This window comes from Mycolicibacterium sp. CBM1 (genome assembly GCF_054073305.1).
In genome coordinates this window covers 227,456-251,628 of record NZ_JBSXPP010000002.1, presented here as the reverse complement: position 1 = coordinate 251,628, position 24,173 = coordinate 227,456, and the positions used below count along the sequence as shown (strand labels likewise).

The following is a 24,173-nucleotide window of genomic DNA, read 5'->3' as shown; positions in this document are numbered from 1 at the left end:
TGGTTTCATCGGGCACGCGCCCGCAGGCACGCCGCACCTTGCCACAACTATTCCAGGCCTTCTGGGATCCGTCGACGTGCCCCGTTCGCTGGCGCGTCGAAGCGCCGCCCGGCTCAGGTCTCGATGATGCGGGTCAGATAGGGCGTCATGCCCGCGGTACGGACCGGGCTGACCGTGACCTGACCGGCCGCCGAGGAGGCCTCGAGCATCTGCCCGTTGCCCAGATAGATGGTGACGTGCTGAGCACCGCCAGGCCCGTAGAAGATCAGATCGCCGCGCTTGGCCTGCGACGGTGCCACGTGCCGGCCGGCGTTGTACTGGTCGCCGGAGTACTTCGGCAACTGGACGCCGACACCGGCGAACGCATACCGGACGAAGCCCGAGCAGTCGTAGCCGATCTTGCCCGCGTCCTGGTCGACGCCGGCGCTGGGACCGTTGATCGCGCCGCCGCCCCACGAGTAGGGCACCCCGCGCTGCGAGGCGCCGCGAGCGATGACGTACTCGATGGCCTGAGGTCCGCTGACCCGCCCGCCGGGTAGCGCGGACGGACCGCCCCCGATGCCGAGGCCGGCCAGGAACTTGCGACCCAGATCCATCGTGGCCTGCGCGGCCTGCTGGGTGACCTGCAACGAGGCGTTCGCCACCGCGACCGGGTCGCCGGGCGCGCCCGCACTCAGCAGCTTGGGCAGCGTCGGATCCCACGCGCCGGGGTCGGCGCTGGCCGGGCTCGCGAACCCGAGCGCCAGCACCAGAGCGGTCAGGATCGTCCCGACTGTCAAACGCCGAGAAACTTTGCGAGACATGACAATAACTCCGTCAGTATTCGTCAGTATTCGATGTAGCGGATGACGTACGGTGTCATGCCGCTGGTCCGCACCGGTGAGATCTTGACCGAGGAGCCGGTGTAGGGCGCCTCGAGCATCTGGCCCTGACCCAGGTAGAGGGTCACGTGCTGACTGCCGCCGGGGCCATAGAAGATGACGTCGCCGCGGCGCATCTGGGCAGAGGGAATCTTGCGGCCCATGTTGTACTGCGAGCCCGAGTAGTGCGGCAGCTTGATGCCGACGCCGGCGAACGCGTAGAGGATCAGCCCGGAACAGTCGAACCCGACGGTGCCGGCGCCGCTGTCGATGCCGTTGCTGGGACCCGACGCGGTGCCGCCGCCCCACGAGTAGGGAACGCCCATCTGTGACATGGCACGTTTGATGACGTACTCGGAGGCCTGCGCGCCGTAGACATAGGGAATCGCTCCGTTGGTGATCCCGGTGTCGTCGGGCTTGAGGATGCCCAGCTTCTGCAGGAAGGTCTTGCCCATCTGCTTGGTCGCGTTCAGCGACGACGACGAGATCTGCAGGACGGCGTTGATGATCTGGATCGGGTCGCCCGAGACGAATGCGCTGGGCACCGCCGGCAGGGTCAGATCCCATTCGGAAGCGGAGCCGTAGGGCACCTTGGCGGCGGCCGGCGAGGCGGCGCCCGGGGTGGCCGGATCCCAGCGATCGCCCGGTGTCGCGGCACCCGGTGTTGCGGCGCCAGGAGCGGCCGACTCCGGAACCGCAGCCGGTGAGCCCGCGGGCGCCGACCACTGACGGGCGGCGTCGAGCTTGGCCTGCGCGGTCTTGCGTTCGGCAGCCAGCCGATCGATCTCGGCCTGCTGGTCGGTGAAGGTCTTCTTGGCGTCGGTCAGCGCCGTCACCGCAGACTGCTGACTGGCCTCGGCGTCGATGACGGCCTGATCGGCCTTCTGCTTGGCCAGCCGCGCGGCGGATTCCTTGTTGACCTGCTCGGTGCGCGCGCGCTGCAGGTCGGCCATCACTTGCTGGGAGCTGACGGCCAAGGTCTGCCCGGCGGTCGCGGTGGAGATGATTTCCTCTGGAGTGCTCGCCAGCACCAACGATGCCGACGGCCCGTTGATGTAGGTCGCCGCGGCGAAGGTGTCGAACCGCTTCTGCGCATCGGCGATCGCGGCGTTGGCGTCCTCGACGGCCCGGGTGCTGGCATCGACCTGTGCGCTCGCCTCGACAGCGGCATCACGGGCGGTTTGAACATCGACCAATGCTTTGTTGACGCTCTCCTGCTCGGCCTGCACCTTGGCGCCGATGTCCTGCAGGCGCTGGTTGGCGTCGGCGACGTCGGCGATCAGAGCGGCCAGCGTGTTGGGGGCAGGCTGCGGTTCGGCCTGGGCCGTACCGGGCATGGTGAGCGTCATGGCAACGCTGAGTACCACCGGGCACATCGGCTTGGCGATGCGGACGGCCGGCCGGAAAAGAGAGCCGCGATCGGGACGTCTCATTCGACTCTGGTCTCCTCTGCTCCACGTGCAGTCACGCCAGCAACAGATGTCACATGAGTCACATCAATAACAATGGCGACAGTTGCACCGTACGTCACATTTGTCGCAGAGGAAACTTCCGGCAAGAATTACATGTTTGTCATTTACGGGTTGTTGCCGAATAGTGATCTTATTGATCTGCCAAACAGGGCTATTTGTCCAGCCCAGGAGCGGTTTCGCTATTTGCCGCCCGACGGGCCCGAAGCTGCAGAACTCGGGTCAAAACAGCCCCCGCAGCCACCCCGATCACAAGCGCGACGGTAAATCCCATCCAGGGAAAATCCGGCGTATGCAACTGGTCGACGAATGCCTGCGTGCCGACCACCGGATCCGGGGCCGTCTTGGCCACATCTTGGCCCGCCTCGAGGATGACGCGGTCGTAGGCCGTGCTGTACGTACCGGCCCAACCGGGGCTGAGCACCAGAACGGTGGCACCGGGATCAGCTTGGCCGATCTCGGTCGCCACATCGCGCAGCGGGGTGTCGATGACTGGACTCTTCTCCATGACCACGACCTTGAGGTCGATGCCGTGCTCCTTAGCGTCGGCCACCACCTTCTGCAGGCCGGCGACGTCGGCGGGCGGTGCAGCGATACCGTCCTTGGCGACGTCGGCCTTGACCGCGGCCAGGCACTGGTCAACCGGCGTTGACGGGTCGAGCCCGATGGTGCTGCACACCTCCACCGGGATGAAGGCCGGCGCGTGCGGAATCGTCACGACCCAAGACCGTACTCCGCCCGGGGAGCCGAGGGTGGCACCACGCGCCGAGGAGGACAAGACTGAACGCGGGACCGCCGGCCGCACGGGCTGCGGATCCGCCCTCTTTGCAGGACAACCGTACTGTTAGTATCGAAGGCGATGCCGACACAGCCCGTCGACATCGATGACAACGCCGGGAGTTGATGTGAGCAGCAATGATTCACTGAATTCGTTTGACGCGCGCGCCACCCTCGAGGTGGGCGACAAGAGCTACGAGATCTACCGCCTCGACGCGGTTCCCGGCACCGAGAAACTTCCCTACAGCCTCAAGGTGCTGGCCGAGAACCTGCTGCGCACCGAGGACGGGGCCAACATCACCAAAGATCACATCGAGGCCATCGCCAACTGGGATCCCTCGGCCGACCCGAGCATCGAGATCCAGTTCACCCCCGCCCGCGTGCTGATGCAGGACTTCACCGGTGTGCCGTGCATCGTCGACCTGGCCACCATGCGGGAGGCCGTCACCCAACTCGGCGGCGACCCGAACAAGGTCAACCCGCTCTCCCCCGCCGAGATGGTCATCGACCACTCCGTCATCCTCGACTTCTTCGGCGGCCCCGAATCCTTCGAGCGCAATGTCGAACTCGAATATCAGCGCAACGGCGAGCGCTACCAGTTCCTGCGCTGGGGCCAGGGCGCGTTCGACGACTTCAAGGTCGTCCCCCCGGGCACCGGCATCGTGCACCAGGTCAACATCGAATACCTGGCCCGCGTCGTGATGGTGCGCGCAAACGCGTCCGGACAAAACATGGCCTACCCTGACACCTGCGTGGGCACCGACAGCCACACCACGATGGAGAACGGCCTGGGCGTGCTGGGCTGGGGTGTCGGTGGCATCGAGGCCGAGGCCGCCATGCTGGGCCAGCCGGTGTCGATGCTCATCCCCCGCGTCGTCGGCTTCAAGCTGACCGGCGAGATCAAGCCGGGCGTGACCGCCACCGACGTCGTGCTCACCGTCACCGACATGCTGCGCAAGCACGGTGTTGTCGGCAAGTTCGTCGAGTTCTACGGCAAGGGCGTCGCGGAGGTGCCGCTGGCCAACCGCGCCACGCTGGGCAACATGAGCCCCGAATTCGGTTCGACCGCAGCGATTTTCCCGATCGACTCCGAGACCATCAACTACCTGCGGTTGACCGGGCGCACCGATGAGCAGCTGGCCCTGGTCGAGGCCTACGCCAAGGAACAGGGCATGTGGCACGACCCCGACAAGGAGCCGGTCTTCTCCGAGTACCTGGAGCTGGACCTGTCCACCGTGGTGCCGTCGATCGCCGGACCCAAGCGTCCACAGGACCGCATCGAGCTCACCGACGCCAAGACCGCATTCCGCAAGGACATCCACAACTACGTCGAGGAGAACCACCCGGCGCCGGAGACCAAGCTGGACGAGGCGGTCGAGGAGTCGTTCCCGGCCAGCGATCCGGTGTCGCTGTCCTTCGCCGACGACGGCGCGGTCGACGCGCGGCCCTCGGCCGCCAACGGGTCCTCGGGCCGGCCGTCCAAGCCGGTCTTGGTGAAGACGGCCGAGCACGGTGAGTTCGTGCTCGACCACGGCGCGGTCGTGGTCGCCGGGATCACCTCGTGCACCAACACCTCCAACCCGTCGGTGATGCTTGGGGCGGCACTGCTGGCCAAGAAGGCCGTCGAGAAGGGGCTGACCTCCAAGCCGTGGGTGAAGACCAACATGGCACCCGGCTCGCAGGTGGTCACCGACTACTACACCAAGGCCGGCCTGTGGCCGTACCTGGAGAAGCTCGGCTACTACCTGGGCGGCTACGGCTGTACGACCTGCATTGGCAACACCGGTCCGCTGCCCGAGGAGATCTCGAAGGCCATCAACGACAACGACCTCTCGGTGACCGCGGTACTCTCGGGCAACCGCAACTTCGAGGGCCGCATCTCCCCCGACGTCAAGATGAACTACCTGGCGTCCCCGCCGCTGGTCATCGCCTACGGCATCGCGGGCACCATGGACTTCGACTTCGAGTCCGACCCGCTCGGTAAGGACACCGACGGCAACGACGTGTTCCTCAAGGACATTTGGCCCACGCAGAAGGAGATCGAGGACACCATCGCGTCCTCGATCAACCGCCAAATGTTCACCAGCAGCTACGCCGACGTCTTCAAGGGCGACGAGCGCTGGCGGAACCTGCCCACACCGTCGGGCAACACCTTCGAGTGGGATGACGCCTCGACCTACGTGCGCAAGGCGCCGTACTTCGACGGGATGCCAGCCGAACCGCAACCGGTCAAGGACATCACCGGCGCGAGAGTTCTTGCCCTGCTTGGCGATTCGGTTACCACCGACCACATCTCCCCTGCCGGCAGCATCAAGAAGGGCACCCCGGCCGCCCAGTACCTGGAAGCCAACGGGGTCAAGCCCGAGGACTTCAACTCGCTGGGCTCACGGCGCGGCAACCACGAGGTGATGATCCGTGGCACGTTCGCCAACATCCGGTTGAAGAACCAACTGCTCGACGACGTCTCGGGCGGCTACACCCGCGACTTCACCCAGCCCGACGCACCGCAGGCGTTCATCTACGACGCCTCGCAGAACTACCAGAAGGCGGGAATCCCGCTGGTGGTCCTCGGCGGCAAGGAGTACGGCTCCGGATCGTCGCGGGACTGGGCGGCCAAGGGCACCAGCCTGCTGGGTGTGCGCGCGGTGATCACCGAGTCCTTCGAGCGCATCCACCGCTCCAACCTGATCGGCATGGGCGTGATCCCGCTGCAGTTCCCCGCCGGGGAGTCGGCGGCGTCGCTCAAGCTGGACGGCACCGAGGTCTACGACATCACCGGCATCGAGGCCCTCAACTCGGGCAAGACGCCGAAGACGGTACACGTCAAGGCCACCAAGGCCGATGGAAGTGCGATCGAGTTCGACGCCGTGGTCCGCATCGACACCCCCGGTGAGGCCGACTACTACCGCAACGGCGGCATCCTGCAGTACGTGCTGCGCAATATGTTGCGGGCCGGCTAGCCGGGCTCGGTCACACAGGTCATGCCCCGGGTCAGCGAGGACCATCTGGCGGCCCGCCGCCGCCAGATCCTCGACGGCGCACGGCGCTGTTTCGCCGAATACGGCTACGACAAGGCGACCGTGCGCCGCCTGGAGCAGACCATCGGCCTGTCGCGGGGTGCGATCTTCCACCACTTCCGCGACAAGGACACGCTGTTCTTCGAGCTGGCCCGGGAAGATGCCGCGCGGATGGCGGAGGTGGCCTCGCGGGAGGGCCTGATCCAGGTGATGCGGGATCTGCTGGCCGCACCAGACCAGTTCGATTGGCTGGCAACGCGATTGGAGATCGCGCGCAAGCTACGCAACGACCCGGTGTTCCACGACGGCTGGGTGGAACGCTCAGCGGAGCTGGCTGCGGCGACCACCAATCGTCTGCGCCAGCAGAAGCAGGCCGGCCGGCTGCGCGAGGACGTACCCAGCGACGTGCTGCAGTGCTACCTGGATCTGGTGCTCGACGGGCTGGTCGCCCGGTTGGCCGCAGGTGAGGACCCGGCCAGGCTGTCCGCGGTGCTCGACGTGGTCGAGTACTCGGTGCGCGCCGAACCCGACCCGGAGGCCGGCGACACCGTCGCCGACTAGCGGCGGGCGCGGTGGTTCGGTCCGCCGCGGCTGCGCATCGGCGTGCCCGATTCGCGGAGCATCGCGTGGATCGAACCGTACGAGCGGCCGGTCGAGGCGACCAGCGTCCGGATACTCGCCCCACCCTCGTAGGCACTGCGCAGATCGTGCACCAATTGGTCACGCGCTTCGTTGGGCTTCCTCATCGTCACCCTCCCCGGTCGATTGGCCCTGTAGCCCCACAGACTAGGAGTGCCGGTCGAGCGCGTGGCGGGAATGACCGAAATGGTCTGCGCCAGTTGTCAGGCGAGTTCGATCAGGTCCCGGTACTCGTCGGACCAGAAATCCTCGGTGCCGTCCGGCAGCAGGATGACCCGTTGCGGGTCGAGGGCCTCGGCAGCCCCGGGGTCGTGCGTCACCAGCACCACCGCTCCCTGATAGCTGCGCAGCGCGTCGAGCACCTGCTCGCGCGAGGCGGGATCGAGGTTGTTGGTCGGCTCGTCGAGCAGCAGCACGTTGGCTGTCGAGGCCACCAGACCGGCCAGGGCGAGGCGGGTCTTCTCGCCACCGGACAGCGTGCCCGCCGGCTGCTCGAGCTGCGGGCCGGTGAACATGAACGCACCGAGCAGGCCGCGCAGGTCCTGCTCACCGGTGTCGGGTGCGGCGTGACGGATGTTCTCCCACACCGTTGCGTTGTTGTCCAGCGTGTCGTGCTCCTGCGCGAAGTACCCGAGCTTGAGACCGTGACCCGGCTCCAGCCCGCCCGAGTCCGGCGTCTCGGCCCCGGCCAGCAGCCGCAGCAGCGTGGTCTTGCCCGCACCGTTGAGGCCCAGCACCACGACCCGTGAGCCGCGGTCGATCGCCAGGTCGACGCCGGTGAACACCTCCAGCGAGCCGTAGTTCTTGGTCAGGCCCTTGACCACCAGCGGGGTCTTACCGCACGGCGCCGGCGTCGGGAATTTGATCCGGGCCACCTTGTCGGCCACCCGCTCGGCGTCCAACTCCGCGATCATCCGCTCGGCACGGCGCAACATATTCTGTGCGGCAACCGCTTTGGTGGCCTTGGCGCCCATCTTGGCGGCCTGCACGCGCAACGCGCCGGCCTTCTTCTCGGCGTTGGCGCGTTCACGGCGGCGGCGCTGTTCATCGGTCGCGCGGGCGTCGAGGTACTTCTGCCAGCCCATGTTGTAGACGTCGACCTCGCCGCGGACCGCGTCGAGGAACCACACCCGGTTGACCACGTCGGCGAGCAGATCGACATCGTGACTGATCACCACCAGCCCACCGGTGTGATTCTGCAGATAGGTCCGAAGCCACCCGATGGAGTCGGCGTCGAGGTGGTTGGTGGGTTCGTCGAGCAGCAGCGTCATACCGGAATTGGCGCCTCCCGCTCCCCCCTCGCTGGCCGCGAACAGGATGCGGGCCAGCTCCACTCGCCGGCGCTGGCCGCCGGAGAGAGTGCGAAGTGCTTGGGTGAGAACGCGTTCGGGCAGGCCCAGGCTGGCGCAGATGCGGCCGGCTTCGCTCTCCGCGGCATACCCGCCCAGTGCGGCGAACCGTTCCTCGAGCTGGCCGTAACGACGGATCGCCTTGTCGCGCGCCGCCTCGTCGACCACCTCGGCCATCAGCGCCTGCTGCTTCTCCAGATCTGCCAGCAGGGTGTCCAGGCCGCGGGCGGAAAGCACCCGGTCGCGGGCCAGGACGTCGAGGTCGCCCTCGCGGGGATCCTGCGGCAGGTAGCCGATCTCCCCGGTGCGCGTCAGAGTGCCTGCATAGGGCTCGCCTTCACCGGCGAGGATGCGCATCGTCGTCGTCTTGCCGGCACCGTTGCGGCCGACCAGCCCGATGCGGTCACCGGGTTGCACCCGCAGCGCCGGGCCTTCCGCGAGCAGCAGCGTGCGCGCCCCGGCGCGGACCTCCAGGTCCGTTGCGGTTATCACGCTGTCGCTCCCATCGCCTCCCGGAGGATGGCTACTTCTCGTCGGTGAAGACCGGTGCCCGTTTCTCGGCGCGCGCAGCGACCGCCTCTTCGAAGTTGGCGGTGAGCAGGCGCACGTAGAGCTGCCCGAGGCCTTCGGCCTGCATGTGTCCTTCCAGGCTACCGGCGTCCAGTCCACTCCATAGCGTCCGCTTGGTCAACTCAGTTCCGGGCCGGGAGAAACCGGCGATGCGCGCGGCGATCTCGTAGCAGGCCGGCAGCAATTCGTCCTGGGGCACCTGCCGCGACACCAATCCGATCCGCTCGGCCTCCTGCGCGTCGACGTCACGTCCGGTCAACATGATCTCGAACGCCCGCGACGAGCCGATCGCACGCGGAAGCAGGTAACTCAGGCCCAGCTCACTGGCGGTGAGTCCGTTGTTGATGCCGGCCGCCCGGAAGTAGGCGTCCGCGGCGGCGACGCGGATGTCGGCGGCCAGCGCCAGGCACAACCCGCCGCCGATCGCGGCCCCGTTGACGGCGGCGATGATCGGCTGGTGCATCTTGCGCATGGCGAGGATCACATCGTCGAGCAGTTCCATCGAACGCAGCCCGTAGCTGGGCCGGGTCAGTCCGGCGACGTGCGGCACCGACCCGGCCGATTTGTGGTCGGCGCCGGAGGAGAATCCCCGGCCCGCTCCGGTGAGGACGACCACACGCACGGAGTTGTCGTAGGTGAGTTCACTCAGGACGTCCTTGAGCGGCAGCATGACGTCGAACGCCATCGAGTTCATCCGCTCGGGCCGGTTGAGGGTGACCAGAGCGACGTGGGGGTGCGGTTGGTCGACGAGGACGACCCCGGAATCACGTATCACGCCTGCACGGTAACCCGCACTGCCGGGGCAACCCCGAGGACGCGTCTCAAGCAGCGGGAACCGCTCAGACGTCCTCGGGCTGCGCAGCTACCGCGGCGTCGACGTCGAACTCCTTGACCTGGCGGATCAGATCCTCGAGAGCAGCCGGCGGCAGCGCCCCGGCCTGGTTGAAGATCAGCTTGCCCTTCTTGAAGGCCATCAGCGTCGGGATCGAGCGGATCTCGGCCGCAGCGGCCAACTGCTGCTCGGCCTCGGTGTCCACCTTGCCGTAGACGATGTCGGGGTGGTTCTCCGAGGACGCCGAGAACGTGGGGGCGAAGGCGCGGCACGGCCCGCACCACGACGCCCAGAAGTCGACCAGCACGATGTCGTTGCCGGTGACGGTGTCATTGAAGTTCTGTGCGGTGAGGTCTTGGGTAGCCACGTCAGTCCTAACGTCTGGTCGTTGTCGAGTTGTTCCCTGCCGGTTTCAGTACAAACGGGACAGCGCGGTGGAGGCATCGAAACCGCCGAACTCCTCCAGTGTCCCGTCGTGCAATCGGTTGACCCACGCCGGGTCGGCGAGCAGGGCACGACCGATCGCGACGATGTCAAATTCGCCCGCGTCGAATGCGTCGAGCACCCGGTCGACGGGTGACGGCGGTATCGGCCCGCTGGCGCCGGGCCGGAACTCGGTCTGCAACCCCACCGAGCCGACCGCGATGACCGGCAGCCCGGTCAGCTTCTTGGTCCAGCCGGCCAGGCTGAGCTGTGGGTCCGCGTCGGGGAAGCCCGGCAGGTAGTGCCGCCGGGTTGACGGGTGGAGCACGTCGACGCCGGCGTTCACCAGCGGCGCCAGCAGGCGATCCAGGTCGGCGGGAGTCTCGGCGATCCGGGCGTCGTAGTGGTTCACCTTCCACTGCGAGAACCGGTAGATGATCGGGAAGGCGGGACCGACCGCCGCGCGCACCGCCGCCACGACCTCGGCGGGAAACCGGGTGCGGGCGGTCAGCGAGCCGCCGTAACCGTCGGTGCGACGGTTGGTCTGCGCCCAGAGGAATTCGTCGAGCAGGTAGCCGTGGGCGCCGTGGATCTCGACCGCGTCGAATCCGGCGGCGCGGGCGTTGGCCGCGGCTTCGGCGTACGCCTGAGCCAGCGCCGGCAGCTCCTCAGCAGTCAAAGCGCGTCCGAGCGTGTTGCCGGACAGGTCGATTCCTGACGGACTCACGGGCAGCTGGGCAGTTCGGTCGCCGTCGTGCACACCTCGGGCGACGCCCTGATGCCACAGTTGGGCGGCGATCGCGCCGCCTTCGGCGTGGACGGCGTCGGCGACCGCACGCCAGCCGCGCAGGACTTCGTCACCGGCCAGGTTGGGTATAGCGTCGGGCCACCCGGCGGCCGGATGCGGGATGCGGACGCCTTCGGTGATGATGAGCGCGGTGCCGCCCGCCGCCCGGCGGGCGTAGTAAGCGGCGACGTCGGGCCCGGGAACGCCGCCGGGTGAGGCGCCGCGGGTCATCGGTGCCATCGCGAACCGATTGTGCAAGGTCAACGATCCGATGCTCAACGGAGCAAACAGCCCCTGTACGCGCGGGTCAGTCATGACCGACTCCAACGCTGTGCCGCGGGTGGATCATTCCGACGCTGACAGTCGCGCCCGTCACGGTCATCGACGAAAGTCTCGGAAGGTGGCGAGCAGGCGGTCGCGGAAATCGGGGTCCAGATCGTCAGCGCCGACTCGGCCTACGGTGCGCACCGTGCTGCGGAACTGCTGCAGATAGTTGGCGCAGCCGTCGCAGTCGGCGAGATGAAGATCGAAGCGGGCGCTAGTCGCCAGGTCGAGGGTGCCGTCGAGATAGTCGGTGACAAGCTCGACGAGTTCGTCGCAGTCCAGTGGTGTCATGCGCGGTCCGCCAGATAGTCCTCGCTCTTCCAGTGGCCGGCCCAGCGGTCCCCGGCGGGGCGGAAACGCGCCGCGTCGACGGTGCCCCCGGTGAACGCCGCGATCTCGGCATCGCCGTTGCGCCCTTCGCGGATACCTCGGGATCTGGCGATGTTGATCATGACGGCGAAGAGCCAGTCGCGCAGCGAGGATCGCCCTTGGAAGTTGTCGATGCCCTTCAGCAGGGCGATCCACGTCTCCTGGACCACTTCTTCGGCGACCTCACGGCTGGAGACGAAACCCGCGCGACGCGCAACAGCACGGGCGTGTGTTCGTCGACGAGCCTTGCGAACACTGCTTCGTCACGGGCCCGCAGGCCCGCAACGAGGCCGGTCTCGTCCACCGCATTCGTCATCGACGCCCTACAGCGCTGCCCGGGCCCGGCCGAAGAACTCGGTGATGTCTGCGGCCAGTGCGTCGGCGTCGGCCGAGGTGTCCAGCGGGTGCAGGGCACCGAAGGGTGCATTCCACAACGCGCCGGCGGGTGGGGATGCCGCGAAGTTCCACGGGCCGACATAGGCGTAGGGCAGCGGATGCGTGTCGTCGCCCGCCGACACGCCGTAGTTCACCTCGCCCACGGCGGTGGAAACGTCGAAATGTTCCGGCCACAGCACCGGATGCCCTTCGGCGAGAACGGCTTTGATCGCAAAGCCGCCGGCATAGAGACTGCGGTAGACGGCGTCGGCGGCACCGGGGTCAAGCTGCAAGACGGCGTCGAGATCCAGCGGCGCCGTACTCGGGTACACCTCGGCGGGAGGCGGCCCGATGTCGAGCCCGGTGGCCTGCACAAGTTCACTGACCGGACCGGCGAGCGGGATGCTCTCCTCGCCCCACAGCAGTCGCACACCCGATACCGAGATCGGCACGGCGGTTCCGGTGAATCCGTCCGGGCGCACCGCCAGCCGCACCGTCGCCGCGGCCCGGTATTGCGGGCCGGCGATGAGGTTCTCGGCGATGGCGTGCAACTGGCGCCGGGTGGCGATGATCGTCTCCGGTGCGCTCACCGCGTCGCGCCGCCGCTAGACGGTGAAACCGAGGGCGCGCAGCTGTTCGCGGCCGTCCTCGGTGATCTTGTCCGGCCCCCACGGCGGGTTCCACACCCAGTTGATCTTCGCCTCGTTGACCAGGCCGGCACCGACCAGCGCGGTCAGGGTTTGATCCTCGATCACGTCGGTGAGCGGGCAGGCCGCCGAGGTCAACGTCATGTCGATGAGCGCCACCGTACCGGTGTCGCCCTTCTCGACGTTGAGCCCGTACACCAGCCCGAGATCGACGACGTTGATCCCCAGTTCGGGGTCGACGACGTCACGCATGGCTTCTTCGATGTCGGCGAGCAGTTCCTCGGAGACAGTCGCGCTTGCTTCTTCGCTCATTTCTTGTCCTCCACGTCCTTTCGGTGCGAGGCCTGAGCCAGCGCGTCTTTGAACGCCAGCCAGCCCAGCAGTGCGCACTTCACCCGGGCCGGATACTTCGCCACGCCGGCGAACGCTATACCGTCGCCGATCACATCCTCGTCGCCCTCGACTGTCCCGCGCGAGGAGACCATCTCCGTGAACGCCGCCACGGTCTTCAGGGCGTCGCCCACCGTCTGGCCGATCACCTGCTCGGTGAGCACCGACGTGGCGGCCTGGCTGATCGAGCACCCCTGACCGTCGTAGGAGACGTCCTCGACCTGTTCCCCGTCGCCGGACAGCGCCACCCGCAGGGTCACCTCGTCACCACAGGTCGGGTTGACGTGGTGGACTTCGGCGCCGAACGGTTCGCGCAACCCGCGGTGGTGCGGGTGTTTGTAGTGGTCCAGGATCACTTCCTGGTACATCTGTTCCAGTTTCACGAAAAGAACTCCACACTTCTGCGCACACCGGCGATCAACCGGTCCACCTCGTCGAGGGTGTTGTAGACCGCGAACGATGCCCGCACGCTCGCAGCCACCCCGAACCGGCGGTGCAGCGGTGCGGCGCAATGATGCCCGACACGCACGGCCACCCCGTCGTCGTCGAGTACCTGCCCGACATCGTGGGCGTGCACCCCGTCGACGACGAACGACACCGGGGACCTGCGCACCGCCGGATCGGTCGGGCCGATGATCCGCACGGCCGGGATCGTCGCCAGTCCCTCCAGCGCAGCCGCCACCAGACGGTGTTCGTGTCCGGCAACCGCCGCCATCCCGATAGCGCCGAGATAGCGTGCCGCGGCGGCTAACCCGACCACCTGCGAGATCATCTGGGTGCCGGCCTCGAACCGTTGCGGCGGCGCCATATAGGTGGCGCTCTCCATCGTCACCGTCTCGATCATCGACCCACCGGTCAGGAACGGCGGCAGCTTCTCCAGCAGCTCAGCGCGCCCGTAGAGCGCTCCGATCCCCGTGGGACCCAACATCTTGTGCCCGGAGAAGGCAGCGAAGTCCACGCCCAGGGCATGGAAGTCGACCGGCTGGTGAGGGACCGACTGGCAGGCGTCCAGCACAGTCAGCGCGCCCACCGCCTTGGCCCGCCCGACCATCTCGACTACCGACGGGGCGGTTCCGGTGACATTCGAATGATGAGTGAAAGCAACAACTTTCACCCGCTCATCCAGTTGCAGCGAGTCCAGGTCGACATGTCCGTCGTCGGTGAGCCCGTACCAGCGCAGCGTGGCTCCGGTGCGTCGGGCCAGCTCCTGCCACGGAATCAGGTTGGCGTGGTGCTCCAGTTCGGTGGTGACGATCACGTCGCCGGGGCCGACGGCTCCCGCGAAGCGGTCGTCACCGAGAACGTAGGAGACCAGGTTCAGCGCCTCGGTGGCGTTCTTGGTGAATGCCAGCTCATCAGGGTCCACCCCGACGAAGGCGGCGATGTCGGCACGGCCCTGTTCGTAGGCGTCGGTGGACTCCTCCATCAGCTGGTGGGCCCCGCGGTGCACGGCCCCGTAATGCTGGGTGAGGAAATCACGTTCGGCGTCGAGCACCTGCAGGGGCTTCTGCGACGTCGCTCCAGAGTCGAGGTAGGCCAGCTTGTGTCCGCCCCGCATCACCCGGTCGAGGATGGGGAAGTCAGCGCGGATGCCGACCAGATCCGCGACGTCTGAGTCCACCGAGGCGGTCATCTCAGGCCCCGGTGGACGCGGCCTGCTGGGTGAACCGCACGTAGCCGTTCTCCTCGAGTTCGTCGGCCAGTTCCGGCCCGCCGGAGGCCACGATGCGGCCGTCGACGAAGACGTGGACGAATGCGGGGCGGATGTAGCGCAGGATCCGGGTGTAGTGGGTGATCAGCAGGACGCCGGCATGCTCGGCCTCGGCGTAGCGGTTGACACCCTCGGACACCACCCGCAGGGCGTCGACGTCCAGGCCTGAGTCGGTCTCGTCGAGGATGGCGATCTTGGGCTTGAGCAGACCGAGCTGCAGGATCTCGTGGCGCTTCTTCTCCCCGCCCGAAAAGCCCTCGTTGACACTGCGTTCGGCGAACTGCGGATCGATCTCCAGGTCGGACATCGCGGCCTTGACCTCTTTGACCCAGTGTCGCAGCTTGGGCGCCTCGCCGCGGACCGCAGTGGCCGCGGTGCGCAGGAAGTTCGACATCGACACACCGGGCACCTCGACCGGGTACTGCATGGCCAGGAACAGGCCCGCTCGCGCTCTTTCGTCGACGCTCATCGCCAGCACGTCCTGGCCGTCGAGGGTGATCGAACCGGAGGTGACGGTGTACTTGGGATGTCCGGCGATCGAGTACGACAAGGTGGACTTGCCGGAACCGTTGGGGCCCATGACCGCATGGGTCTCGCCCGAGTTCACGGTCAGGTCGACGCCCTTGAGGATCTCTTTGGCGGTGCCGTCTTCGTTGGCGACGCTGACGTGAAGGTCTTTGATTTCCAGAGTGCTCATGGCTGTGTGATTCTCGATTCGGTGATGGCTAGTTCGTGTTCGATGGCGTCGGTCAGGCGCTCGCGGATGCCGGGCACGGCGATCTTGGCGATGATCTCGCCGAAGAAGCCGCGCACCACCAGCCGGCGGGCCTGCTCTTCGGGGATGCCGCGGGCCTGTAGGTAGAACAGCTGCTCGTCGTCGAAGCGTCCGGTCGCACTGGCGTGGCCCGCACCGGCGATCTCGCCGGTCTCGATCTCCAGGTTGGGCACCGAGTCGGCGCGCGCACCGTCGGTGAGCACCAGGTTGCGGTTCACCTCGAAGGTGTCGGTGCCGGTCGCTGCGGCGCGGATCAGCACGTCGCCGACCCAGACGGTGTGGGCGTCGGGCACCTTGGCCTCGGGATCGCCTTGCAGCGCACCCTTGTACAGCACATTGGATTTGCAGTTGGGCTGCGAATGGTCGACCAGCAGTCGCGACTCGAGGTGCTGGCCCTCGTCGGCGAAGTAGAGGCCCAGTAGTTCGGCGTCGCCGCCCGGGGCGTCGTAACGCACCGTCGCCGACATCCGGACCACCTCGCCGCCGAGGGTGACCGCGACGTGGCGCAGCACCGCGTCCTTGCCCAAACGTGCATGCTGGGCGCTGACGTGCACCATGTCGTCGGCCCAGTCGGCGATCCACACGACAGTGAGCCGGGCGGCATCGGCGACGACGAATTCGACGTTGTCTGCGTAGGTTCCGCTGCCGCGTTGGTCGATGACCACGACGGCTTCGGCGAGTTCCCCGGCGCGGATCTGCAGGTGACCGTAGGCGGTCGAGCCCTGCCCGGGGCCGGTGACAACGATCTCGATCGGAGTCTCAAGCTGGGTTCCGCGGGCGACGGTGATGACCGTCGCGTCCTCGAACGACGAGAATGCCTGTGCGGCAACGCGGTCGGACGGAACACCGCCCTGACCCAGCCGCTCGTCGCCGCGCTTGACGGTTTCCACCGTCACACCGGACTGCTCGGCGACGCTGATCTGCGCGGCACCGGTGGCGGGTGCCGAGCCGTCATGCAGGCCGCGCAGCCGCTTGAGCGGGGTGAATCGCCAGAGTTCGTCGCGACCACCCGGGATCTCGAAGGCGTCGACGTCGAAGGAGGCGAACTGCTCGCCTTTGTTGGCGGCAGCCAACGTTGAGCCCGAGTTGATGGCGGTGAGGCGCGAATCCTCGACCGCCTCGCTGAGGTTGCTCATCAGCCGACAGCGCCTTCCATCTGGAGTTCGATCAGCCGGTTGAGCTCGAGCGCGTATTCCATCGGCAGCTCCTTGGCGATCGGCTCGACGAAGCCGCGCACCACCATGGCCATGGCCTCGTCTTCGGTCATGCCCCGGCTCATCAGGTAGAACAGCTGGTCGGCGCTGACCTTGGACACGGTGGCCTCGTGACCCATGGTGACGTCGTCCTCGCGGATGTCGACGTACGGGTAGGTGTCGCTGCGGCTGACGGTATCGACAAGCAGTGCATCGCATTTCACGCTGGAACGTGATCCGTGCGCACCCTTGTTGATCTGGACCAGGCCGCGGTAGGACGCCCGGCCGCCACCGCGGGCCACCGACTTGGACACGATGTTGCTGCTCGTGTTGGGCGCCAGGTGCAGCATCTTGGCGCCGGTGTCCTGATGCTGTCCCTCGCCGGCGAACGCCACCGAGAGCACCTCACCCTTGGCGTGCTCACCGGTCATCCACACGGCGGGGTACTTCATGGTGACCTTGGAGCCGATGTTGCCGTCGACCCATTCCATGGTGGCGCCGGCCTCAGCGCGGGCTCGCTTGGTCACCAGGTTGTAGACATTGTTCGACCAGTTCTGGATAGTCGTGTAGCGCACCCGCGCACCGGGCTTGACGATGATCTCCACCACCGCCGAGTGCAGTGAGTCGCTCTTGTAGATCGGTGCGGTACAACCCTCGACGTAGTGGATGTAGGAACCCTCGTCGGCGATGATCAGCGTCCGTTCGAACTGGCCCATGTTCTCGGTGTTGATCCGGAAGTAGGCCTGCAGCGGGATGTCGACGTGCACGCCCGGCGGCACGTAGATGAACGAGCCGCCCGACCACACCGCGGTGTTGAGTGCGGAGAACTTGTTGTCGCCGGCCGGGATCACCGTGCCGAAGTACTGCTTGAAAAGCTCGGGGTGCTCGCGCAGACCGGAATCGGTGTCCAAGAAGATGACGCCCTGGGCCTCGAGATCTTCGCGGATCTGGTGGTAGACGACCTCGGACTCGTACTGCGCCGCGACGCCGGACACCAGACGCTGCTTCTCGGCTTCGGGGATGCCGAGCCGGTCGTAGGTGTTGCGGATCTCGTCGGGCAGGTCGTCCCAGGTGGCTGCCTGCTTCTCGGTGGAGCGCACGAAGTACTTGATGTTGTCGAAGTCGATGCCCTCGAGGTTGGAGCCCCAGTTCGGCATCGGCTTCTTATCGAAGGTGCGCAGCGCTTTGAGGCGGATGTCGAGCATCCACTCGGGCTCGCTCTTCTTCGCCGAAATGTCGCGAACCACCGCTTCCGAGAGACCGCGCTGAGCGCTGGCGCCCGCGACGTCGGAGTCCGCCCAGCCGTAGCCGTAGCGGCCCAGCGAGGCGATGGCCTCGTCCTGGGTCAGCGGCTGCTCGACCGGCTTGGCTTCCGGTGTGAGTGTCATGGCGACGCTCCTTAAGCGTTAGTGGCGGCTTCGGCGCGGGCTGAGCGTCGAAGTGGTGCTCGTCAATGGATGTGGTCGGTCTCCACCGGCGTGATCGGCACATGGGTGGTGCAGGCGCAGTCGCCGTTGGCGATGGTCGCCAACCGCTGCACGTGCGTGCCTAGAACCTCCGACATAGCCTGCTTCTCTGCTTCGCAGAGCTCCGGGAATTCCTCGGCCACATGCGACACCGGGCAGTGATGCTGGCAGATCTGGATGCCCTGGAGCGGGCCGCGTACCCGAGTGGTGGTCGCCGCGTAACCAGCCTTGGTCATCGCGTCGGCTACCCGCTCCGCGGTCGATTCAACGTCGTCGGGCCCCTGGTCCACTCCCGCCAGAATGGCGTCGATCCGGCGCCGCGCGAACGTGCGGACCGCATCGTCACCACCGATCTCGCGAAGCTGGCGAATCGCGGCCGAGGCCAGATCGTCGTAGGTGTGCTCCAGCTTCGCGCGCCCGGCGGCGGTCAGCCGGTAGCGTTTGGCGGGCCTGCCCCGGCCGGCCTGCTGCCACGCCGCCGCCGCATTGGCCTGGGCGTCGCCGGCTTCGATGAGCGCATCCAGGTGCCGGCGCACACCCGCGGCGGAGATGCCCAGCCGGCGGCCGATCTCCGCGGCGGTGATCGATCCCGACTCCAGCAGCAGCTGCACGATTGCGCGCCGCGTCTGGCCATCATGCACAGCGGGGCCCACGACGGGCGCCGGATATGCATCGGCGGGGATTTTCACAACACCAGTGTGACGCAATTAGCCGGGCAGGTCCAGCAAGGGCACCCTCAGCGGCACCGGGCCGGGCGAGCCCGGCGGTTACAGTGCTGTGGTGGCAGCTCGCCAACACTCGCTGAGTTCGTCGATCGCCCGTCTGCACGGCGACGAACGCACCGTGGCGCCGCCGCTCAACGACGCCGAACGACGTGCGATGCGGCGGACCCGGCTCTTCGGTGCCACCGGGACGGTTTTGATGGGGATCGGCGCTCTCGGCGCAGGTGCACGCCCGGTCGTGCAGGACCCCACCTTCGGGGTACGGCTGCTGAACCTGCCGTCGCGCATCCAGACGGTCTCGCTGACCATGACCACCACCGGAGCCGTGATGATGGCGCTGGCCTGGCTGATGCTGGGTCGCTTCACCCTCGGCCCGCGGCGGATGTCTCGGAGCCAGCTGGACCACACCCTGCTGCTGTGGATGGTGCCGCTGCTGCTCGCGCCGCCGATGTACAGCAAGGACGTCTACTCCTACCTGGCCCAGAGTCAGATCTCGGCCAACGGACTCAACCCGTACAAGGTCGGCCCGGCACCTGGTCTGGGCCTAGACCACGTCTTCACCCTGTCGGTGCCAAGCCTCTGGCGGGAGACACCGGCACCCTACGGGCCCCTGTTCCTGTGGATCGGACGGGGCATCTCCGCTCTGACCGGGGAGAACATCGTCGCTGCGGTGCTTAGCCACCGGGTGGTTGTGCTGATCGGAGTCAGCCTCATTGTGTGGGCGGTGCCGCGGCTGGCCCGCCGCTGCGGTGTCGCCGAGGTCAGTGCGCTGTGGCTCGGTGCGGCGAACCCGCTGCTGCTGATGCATCTGGTCGCCGGCATCCACAACGAGGCGCTGATGCTGGGCCTGATGCTGACGGGCACGGAGTTCGCGCTGCGCGGCATCTCCGCCACCGGGTCGTTGCTGCCCCGCCCGCTGCACCGGCCCCGGGACCGCAGCCAGTGGGCGGCCTGGGCTCCGCTGGGCATGCTCACCGCAGGCGCGGTGCTGATCACCATGTCGTCGCAGGTGAAACTGCCGGGCCTGTTGGCGCTCGGCTTCGTCGCGATGGCCCTGGCGCACCGCTTGGGTGGCACGGTCAAGGCGTTCCTGCAGGCCAGCACCCTGATGGCTGGGATGTCGCTGGTGGTCATGGGGGTGATTGGCTGGGCCAGCAGCCTGGGCTTCGGCTGGATCTTCACCCTCGGCACCGCCAACGTCGTCCGTAGCTGGATGTCGCCGCCCACACTGCTCGCGCTCGGCACCGGGCAGGTGGGCATCCTGCTGGGCCTGGGCGACCACACCACCGCCGTGCTATCCCTGACCCGCGCGATGGGTGTGTTGATCATCACGATCACAGTCACCTGGTTGCTGCTGGCCGTGCTGCGCGGCCGGCTGCATCCGGTCGGCGGCCTGGGGGTGGCGCTCGGCGCCACCGTGCTGTTGTTCCCGGTCGTCCAGCCCTGGTATCTGCTGTGGGCCATCATTCCGCTGGCTGCCTGGGCCACCCGGCCGGGTTTCCGAATCGCCACGATCGCGGTGTCGCTGATCGTCGGAATCTTCGGACCCACGGCCAACGGCGACAGGTTCGCACTGTTCCAGATCGTCGATGCCACCCTGGCCAGCGCGCTGGTCGTGCTCGCGTTGATTGCGCTGACGTTCCACCGGCTGCCCTGGCGCGGGGTGCCCGGTACGCACGAGTCGTTCAGCGGCCAGGAGCCCGACCCCGGCCCGGCGCTGCCTGCCGGGCAACCACCGGCGCCGCAGCCGGCACGCGACGCCTACGCTGAGTCCCCGTGAGTTCCGGCCGCGAAATCCCCGTGCGACTGCGCGGGGTGTCCAAGTACTACGGGTCGACGACAGCTGTGTCCGGCCTGGATCTCGAGGTGCACGCCGCTGAGGTGCTGGCTCTGCTCGGCCCCAACGGCGCGGGCAAGACCACCACCGTCGAGATGTGCGAGGGATTCGTGCGCCCCGATGCGGGCACCATCGAGGTCCTCGGTCTTGACCCGGTGGCCGACAACGCCCGGGTGCGCGAACGCATCGGCGTCATGCTGCAGGGCGGCGGGGGCTACCCGGCGGCTCGGGCCGGTGAGATGCTGCGGCTGGTCGCCTCCTATGCGGCCAATCCGATCGACCCGGACTGGCTGCTGCAGACCCTCGGCCTGACCGAGGCGGCCCGCACCACCTACCGGCGCCTGTCCGGCGGCCAGCAGCAGCGGTTGGCGCTGGCCTGCGCGCTGGTCGGACGCCCCGAGCTGGTGTTCCTCGACGAGCCGACCGCGGGCATGGACGCACATGCCCGGCTGGTGGTGTGGGAGCTGATCGACGCGCTGCGCCGCGACGGCGTGACGGTGGTGTTAACCACCCACCAGCTCAAAGAGGCCGAGGAACTGGCCGACCGCATCGTCATCATCGACCACGGCTCGACCGTCGCCGCCGGCACACCGGCCGACCTGATGCGCGGCGGCGCCGAGGGCCAGTTGCGCTTCTCCGCACCCCGCCAGCTCGACCTGTCGCTGTTGGTCACCGCGCTGCCGGAGAACTACGCGGCCAGGGAGGTCGCCCCCGGAGAGTACCTGGTCGAGGGGCAGATCGACCCGCAGGTACTGGCCACGGTCACGGCCTGGTGCGCGCGGATGAACGTGCTGGCCACCGACGTTCGGGTGGAGCAGCGCAGCCTCGAGGACGTGTTCCTGGAGCTGACCGGCAAGGAGTTGCGGCCATGAGCGACGCTTGCGGAGCGAATCAAGAACAGCCACGGCGCGACGCTTGTGAAGGAGCGGCATGACGACGGAGCTCTTTCCGGCCGGAACCTTCGCCCCGGATCCGCGACCCAACACCGTGGTGCGGATGCTGACCGCGCAATACGGGCTCGAGCTGAAGTTGTTGCTGCGCAACGGTGAACAGCTCCTGCTGACGATGTTCATCCCGATCACGCTGTTGATCGGGCTCACGCTGCTGCCGTTCGGCACCTTCGGCACACAGCGGGCCGCGGTGTTCGTTCCCGCGATCATGGCGCTGGCGGTGATCTCGACCGCGTTCACCGGCCAGGCGATCGCGGTGGCCTTCGACCGCCGCTACGGCGCGCTGAAACGCTTGGGCGCCACCGCACTTCCGGTGTGGGGCATCATCGCAGGCAAGGCGCTGGCGGTGGTGACGGTGGTGTTCCTGCAGGCCGTCGTGCTCGGCGGCATCGGTCTGGCCCTCGGGTGGCGGCCGCATCCGGCCGGGCTGCTGGTGGGCGCCCTGATCATCGCGCTGGGCACCGCGGGCTTCGTCGCGATGGGGCTGTTGCTCGGCGGAACGCTGCGCGCCGAGATCGTGCTTGCGGTCGCCAACCTGCTGTGGTTCGTGTTCGCCGGACTTGGCGCGCTGACCGTGGAGACGGGCGCGATCCCGCGCGGCATTGCCTGGGTGGCCCGGCTTACGCCGTCCGGCGCACTGACCGAGGCGCTGTCACAGGCGGTCAGCCAGACCGGATCGGTGTCGGTCGACTGGTTCGGCGTGGCGGTGCTGGCGGCCTGGGGCGCGGCCTCGGCGCTGGCCGCGCTGCGCTGGTTCCGGTTCAACTGAGCCACGCGATCCCCTACTACGGGCCGTAGTCAGTTCATCTACGATCGGGCGGTGCCCGTCGGACGGTTTTTCCTGCGGCTGGTGGACCTGCTCCCCATGCCGAGTTTGCGCACTCAGCGCATCATCGCCGCCGCGGTCATTCTGACCCAGGGCGGCATCGCCGTCACCGGCGCGATCGTCCGGGTGACCGCCTCTGGGCTCGGCTGTCCAACCTGGCCGCAGTGCTTCCCGGGCAGCTTCGTCCCAGTACCGCACGCCGAAGTGCCCCGCATCCACCAAGCGGTCGAATTCGGCAACCGGATGATCACCTTCCTGGTGGTTATCACCGCGATCCTGGCGGTGCTGGCGGTGACCCGCGCGCGTCGGCGCCGCGAGGTCCTCGTCTACGCCTGGCTGATGCCCGCCTCGACGGTCCTGCAGGCGGTGATCGGCGGCATCACCGTGCTCGCCGGGCTGGCGTGGTGGACCGTAGCCATCCACCTGCTGGCCTCGATGGCGATGGTATGGCTGTCGACGCTGCTCTTCGTCAAGATCGGCGAACCCGATGACGGCGTCCGCACCGCGCTGGTTCCCAAGCCGTTGCGGCACCTGACGCTGCTCGCCGCGGTGACGCTGAGCGCCACGTTGGTCACCGGCACCCTGGTGACCGCCGCCGGCCCCCACGCCGGCGACAAGAGCCCCCAGCGCACCGTTCCGCGCCTCGAAGTGGAGATCCTGGCGCTGGTGCACATGCACGCCACGCTGCTGGTCGCCTACCTCGCCCTGCTGGTGGGGCTGGCCGCCGGCCTGCAGGCAGTGTGCGCGCCGCGGCTGGTCATGCGCCGGCTGGCGGTCCTGGTGGCGCTGGTGATGGCCCAGGGCATCGTCGGGTCGGTCCAGTTCTTCACCGGGGTGCCCGCCGCTCTGGTCGCTGTACACGTCGCCGGTGCAGCAGCCTGCACCGCGGCCACCGCGGCACTATGGGCGTCGATGCGAGAGCGGACCGAGCCCCAGCCGATCCAGGGCTGACTCCACTCCCAGCGCGAACGTTCGCTGCTGGCGCTCGCGGGTCTTCTCGTCGAGCTGGCGCCACCCCAGCGACGGCTCGATCAACTCCAGTTCGAGCAGGAGCGGACCGCCCGTACCAGCGGCCGTCCCGCCGATCAGGTCGACCCGCGCGTACAGCAATTCCTCGGGTGCAATGCCCAGATGCTCGCCGGCAGCCGCCAGTGCCGCATACCCGATGTCCCACATCGCAAAGTCCGGGTCGGCCGGACCGAGCGACTCGGTGGCGTAGGTGCCCGACTCGTCCAGCGCCGGCGACGCACCCTCGGGCGGCAGCATCGGCCCCTTGGTGAAGGCGTGTGACTGGCGGCCGGCGAGGAACACCAGCGCCGTCTCGCCGGCCTCCACGCGGGCATCGTAGGGCTGCACCAGCACGCTGTGGCCCGCCTCGTGCAGCGTTGCCGCATGAACGCGGGCCGCGGCCCGGTCGTTGAAGCGCCGAGTGCCGACCGAACCGGCACCGATCGCGGGCTTGACCACGAACTCGCCCCTGGGAAACTGCGGCTTCTCCCCCGGCGCGAAGAACGACGACGGCAGCGTCGGCACCCCAGCGGCGGCGAGGTCGGCCAGGTAGTGCTTGTCGCTGTCCCAGGCCACTACCCGCGGGTCATTGAGCAGGTGAGGGACCCGGGTCGTCCAGGCCAGGAACTCGTCGCGGCGTTCGACGTAGTCCCAGGCGGCGCGCAGGATCACCAGGTCCGCGCTCTCGGTGCGCGGGTCGTCCCACGACATCCAGCGGGCGTGTAGTCCACGGCTGCGCAGCGCGGCGACGAGCCCGTCGTCGTCACCGTCGCCCTCCACGAGCTGCGGGCACCCGGCCAGGACGATGCTCGGGTGGAAGACATCGGGACGTGCCAACTTCGGGGGTGGCTTCACAG

At 67.8% G+C, this 24,173-nt stretch carries 23 protein-coding genes and 2 pseudogenes; 6 read left to right on the top strand and 19 right to left on the bottom strand.

Annotated elements, in window-relative coordinates; translation table 11 throughout:
* Positions 1-113 precede the first annotated feature (113 nt).
* From ripB to ACXDF8_RS03910, 3 genes are all read right to left on the bottom strand, one after another.
* Complete coding sequence (gene ripB, locus ACXDF8_RS03920; RefSeq protein WP_457221932.1) at positions 114-803, bottom strand: NlpC/P60 family peptidoglycan endopeptidase RipB; 690 nt, start codon at positions 801-803, stop codon at positions 114-116.
* Positions 804-826: 23 nt separating this feature from the next.
* Complete coding sequence (ripA, locus tag ACXDF8_RS03915) at positions 827-2,293, bottom strand: NlpC/P60 family peptidoglycan endopeptidase RipA (RefSeq protein ID WP_457221931.1); 1,467 nt, start codon at positions 2,291-2,293, stop codon at positions 827-829.
* Positions 2,294-2,483: 190 nt separating this feature from the next.
* The gene (locus tag ACXDF8_RS03910) at positions 2,484-3,047 is read right to left on the bottom strand and encodes an Rv1476 family membrane protein (RefSeq protein WP_457221930.1); all 564 of its coding nucleotides are present in this window, start codon (positions 3,045-3,047) and stop codon (positions 2,484-2,486) included.
* A 166-nt stretch (positions 3,048-3,213) separates the two neighbouring features.
* Here ACXDF8_RS03910 and acnA point away from each other — a divergent pair, with 166 nt between their 5' ends.
* Both acnA and ACXDF8_RS03900 read left to right on the top strand, forming a co-directional pair.
* Positions 3,214-6,066 carry an aconitate hydratase AcnA gene (acnA, locus tag ACXDF8_RS03905; RefSeq protein ID WP_457221929.1) on the top strand — a complete coding sequence of 951 codons (2,853 nt, stop codon included), beginning with the start codon at positions 3,214-3,216 and terminating at the stop codon, positions 6,064-6,066.
* Between the two features lie 21 nt (positions 6,067-6,087).
* Entirely contained in the window at positions 6,088-6,684 is a 597-nt protein-coding gene (locus ACXDF8_RS03900; protein ID WP_457221928.1) for a TetR/AcrR family transcriptional regulator, read from the top strand.
* Here the strand turns inward: ACXDF8_RS03900 and ACXDF8_RS03895 are convergent.
* From ACXDF8_RS03895 to ACXDF8_RS03825, 15 genes and pseudogenes are all read right to left on the bottom strand, one after another.
* Entirely contained in the window at positions 6,681-6,869 is a 189-nt protein-coding gene (locus ACXDF8_RS03895; RefSeq protein WP_457221927.1) for a helix-turn-helix domain-containing protein, read from the bottom strand. The two genes, ACXDF8_RS03900 and ACXDF8_RS03895, sit on opposite strands and share 4 nt — an antisense overlap.
* 96 nt (positions 6,870-6,965) lie before the next feature.
* A complete protein-coding gene (locus ACXDF8_RS03890) occupies positions 6,966-8,603 on the bottom strand; it encodes an ABC-F family ATP-binding cassette domain-containing protein (RefSeq protein WP_457221926.1) in 1,638 nt (545 codons plus the stop codon).
* Between the two features lie 31 nt (positions 8,604-8,634).
* On the bottom strand, positions 8,635-9,456 hold the full coding sequence (locus ACXDF8_RS03885) for an enoyl-CoA hydratase (protein WP_457221925.1): 822 nt from the start codon (positions 9,454-9,456) through the stop codon (positions 8,635-8,637).
* A 64-nt stretch (positions 9,457-9,520) separates the two neighbouring features.
* On the bottom strand, positions 9,521-9,880 hold the full coding sequence (trxA, locus tag ACXDF8_RS03880; RefSeq protein WP_457221924.1) for a thioredoxin: 360 nt from the start codon (positions 9,878-9,880) through the stop codon (positions 9,521-9,523).
* A gap of 45 nt (positions 9,881-9,925) precedes the next feature.
* Positions 9,926-11,038: an oxidoreductase gene (locus ACXDF8_RS03875; protein WP_457221923.1), complete on the bottom strand. Its 1,113-nt coding sequence runs from the start codon at positions 11,036-11,038 to the stop codon at positions 9,926-9,928.
* Between the two features lie 63 nt (positions 11,039-11,101).
* Positions 11,102-11,338, bottom strand: coding sequence for an anti-sigma factor family protein (locus ACXDF8_RS03870; protein WP_457221922.1), 237 nt, complete (start codon positions 11,336-11,338; stop codon positions 11,102-11,104).
* Positions 11,339-11,391: 53 nt separating this feature from the next.
* Positions 11,392-11,732, bottom strand: a pseudogene (locus ACXDF8_RS03865) (RNA polymerase sigma factor); the annotation flags it as partial.
* Between the two features lie 7 nt (positions 11,733-11,739).
* Positions 11,740-12,381 carry a hypothetical protein gene (locus ACXDF8_RS03860; protein WP_457221921.1) on the bottom strand — a complete coding sequence of 214 codons (642 nt, stop codon included), beginning with the start codon at positions 12,379-12,381 and terminating at the stop codon, positions 11,740-11,742.
* Between the two features lie 15 nt (positions 12,382-12,396).
* A complete protein-coding gene (locus ACXDF8_RS03855) occupies positions 12,397-12,750 on the bottom strand; it encodes a metal-sulfur cluster assembly factor (RefSeq protein ID WP_457221920.1) in 354 nt (117 codons plus the stop codon).
* On the bottom strand, positions 12,747-13,211 hold the full coding sequence (sufU, locus tag ACXDF8_RS03850) for a Fe-S cluster assembly sulfur transfer protein SufU (protein WP_457221919.1): 465 nt from the start codon (positions 13,209-13,211) through the stop codon (positions 12,747-12,749). Before sufU ends, ACXDF8_RS03855 begins: the two co-directional genes overlap by 4 nt.
* Positions 13,208-14,461, bottom strand: a complete 1,254-nt coding sequence (locus ACXDF8_RS03845; RefSeq protein ID WP_457221918.1) for a cysteine desulfurase — start codon at positions 14,459-14,461, stop codon at positions 13,208-13,210. Before ACXDF8_RS03845 ends, sufU begins: the two co-directional genes overlap by 4 nt.
* A 1-nt stretch (position 14,462) precedes the next feature.
* Positions 14,463-15,236, bottom strand: a complete 774-nt coding sequence (sufC, locus tag ACXDF8_RS03840; protein WP_457221917.1) for a Fe-S cluster assembly ATPase SufC — start codon at positions 15,234-15,236, stop codon at positions 14,463-14,465.
* Positions 15,233-16,450: a Fe-S cluster assembly protein SufD gene (sufD, locus tag ACXDF8_RS03835; protein ID WP_457221916.1), complete on the bottom strand. Its 1,218-nt coding sequence runs from the start codon at positions 16,448-16,450 to the stop codon at positions 15,233-15,235. Before sufD ends, sufC begins: the two co-directional genes overlap by 4 nt.
* Positions 16,450-17,895, bottom strand: a complete 1,446-nt coding sequence (gene sufB / locus ACXDF8_RS03830; protein ID WP_457221915.1) for a Fe-S cluster assembly protein SufB — start codon at positions 17,893-17,895, stop codon at positions 16,450-16,452. The genes sufD and sufB overlap by 1 nt, the downstream gene beginning before the upstream one ends.
* Positions 17,896-17,957: 62 nt before the next feature.
* Positions 17,958-18,680, bottom strand: a complete 723-nt coding sequence (locus ACXDF8_RS03825; RefSeq protein ID WP_457221914.1) for a helix-turn-helix transcriptional regulator — start codon at positions 18,678-18,680, stop codon at positions 17,958-17,960.
* 61 nt (positions 18,681-18,741) lie between these two features.
* Between ACXDF8_RS03825 and mptB the strand changes: the two are divergent.
* From mptB to ACXDF8_RS03805, 4 genes and pseudogenes are all read left to right on the top strand, one after another.
* Positions 18,742-20,475, top strand: a pseudogene (gene mptB, locus ACXDF8_RS03820) (polyprenol phosphomannose-dependent alpha 1,6 mannosyltransferase MptB); the annotation flags it as partial.
* Positions 20,476-20,495: 20 nt separating this feature from the next.
* Positions 20,496-21,404 carry an ABC transporter ATP-binding protein gene (locus tag ACXDF8_RS03815; RefSeq protein WP_457222054.1) on the top strand — a complete coding sequence of 303 codons (909 nt, stop codon included), beginning with the start codon at positions 20,496-20,498 and terminating at the stop codon, positions 21,402-21,404.
* 58 nt (positions 21,405-21,462) lie between these two features.
* On the top strand, positions 21,463-22,251 hold the full coding sequence (locus ACXDF8_RS03810) for an ABC transporter permease (RefSeq protein WP_457221913.1): 789 nt from the start codon (positions 21,463-21,465) through the stop codon (positions 22,249-22,251).
* Between the two features lie 51 nt (positions 22,252-22,302).
* Positions 22,303-23,259 carry a COX15/CtaA family protein gene (locus ACXDF8_RS03805; protein ID WP_457221912.1) on the top strand — a complete coding sequence of 319 codons (957 nt, stop codon included), beginning with the start codon at positions 22,303-22,305 and terminating at the stop codon, positions 23,257-23,259.
* On the opposite strand, the gene ACXDF8_RS03800 is transcribed toward ACXDF8_RS03805, so the two are convergent.
* The gene (locus ACXDF8_RS03800; protein WP_457221911.1) at positions 23,209-24,171 is read right to left on the bottom strand and encodes an ATP-grasp domain-containing protein; all 963 of its coding nucleotides are present in this window, start codon (positions 24,169-24,171) and stop codon (positions 23,209-23,211) included. The genes ACXDF8_RS03805 and ACXDF8_RS03800 overlap by 51 nt on opposite strands.
* Between the last annotated feature and the right edge of the window lie 2 nt (positions 24,172-24,173).